At 54.5% G+C, this 1231-nt stretch carries 1 protein-coding gene; it reads left to right on the top strand.

The features are described from left to right. The first annotated feature begins 330 nt into the window (after positions 1-330). Positions 331-1089: an IS5 family transposase gene (locus tag ACR0IP_RS23160; RefSeq protein WP_480528159.1), complete on the top strand. Its 759-nt coding sequence runs from the start codon at positions 331-333 to the stop codon at positions 1087-1089. Positions 1090-1231: the final 142 nt, after the last annotated feature.

Here is a 1231-nt window from a genome sequence, read left to right as displayed (position 1 = left end):
ATGCTGCGGTGTAAGTCTTTTCCATCGTGAGAAAGCCACTCACGAATGTGTTCAGTTTATCGGCCAGATGGTCTTCGTTGCAGGTAAACGCTGAAAACGTGCTTGCCTCCGCTCTCACCTCACGGAAAGCCTATGACATTTTGATGGAGTTACCCCGGCAACCGAAAAACCCCTACGTAGTATTAGGGGAGTCGGACGATGGATCTTTGATCAATTTGCAGAAACCGTGGCGGCGCATTCGCGGCGCGGCAGGACTAGTTTCTGGAGCCATTAAATTGGTTGCCGTCAACTCGGCTGCGTGATTCAAGCCCCTGAGTTTCAGGGTATATCATGAGCAATCTATTCTGGCTGAGCGAAGAGCAGATGTCGCGGCTTCAGCCTTACTTTCCAAAGAGCCATGGCAAGCCGAGGGTTGATGATCGTCGTGTACTGAGCGGGATTATTTTCATCAACCGCAATGGGTTACGTTGGTCCGATGCGCCACGTGAATATGGGCCGCCAAAGACGCTATACAATCGCTGGAAACGATGGAGCGATATGGGTGTATTCGCTCGGATCATGACCGGGCTGGCTGCTGATGGCACGGATCACAAGACGATCATGATTGACGCAACATACCTCAAAGCGCACCGCACGGCTTCCAGCCTGCGGTTGAAAAAAGGGGGGCGCGGCAGGCTGATTGGGCGCACCAAGGGTGGCATGAATACGAAACTGCACGCTGTTGCTGACAGCCTCGGACGCCCCATCCGCTTCTTCATATCCGCGGGCCAGGTCAGCGATTACACGGGCGCCAAGGCTCTGGTGAACAGTCTGCCATCGGCTGACTGGCTGCTGGGAGATCGAGGCTATGACGCCGACTGGTTCCGCGAAGCCCTCAATGACAGGGGAATTAGGCCCTGCATCCCAGGGCGACAATCACGCGATAAGCCTGTCCGGTACGACAAGCGGCGCTACAAACGCCGCAACCGCATTGAGATCATGTTCGGTCGCCTGAAAGACTGGCGGCGGATTGCCACCCGATATGACCGATGCCCAAAGGTATTCCTCTCAGCTATCGCTCTCGCTGCTACAGCCCTATTCTGGCTGTAAATCAATGAGTCTGCAGCCTAGGTAACCTATTGTTCTCTAAAGCACCGAAAAACCTGTTTGTGTCCCGGCGGCAACGTTGATTTCGTTGAGATTTCCAGCAACTTTGAATGTTCTGCCGGGGTCGCCACTTGGGCAGTGCCAT

It is taken from the genome of Ruegeria sp. AL11 (assembly GCF_056540865.1).
The sequence above is the reverse complement of the archived record's forward strand: the minus strand, read 5'-3'. Positions and strand labels throughout refer to the sequence as shown.

Coding starts and splice junctions, on each gene's coding strand:
- ACR0IP_RS23160 (WP_480528159.1), top strand. CDS start 331: ATGAGCAATCTATTCTGGCTGAGCGAAGAGCAGATGTCGCGGCTTCAG.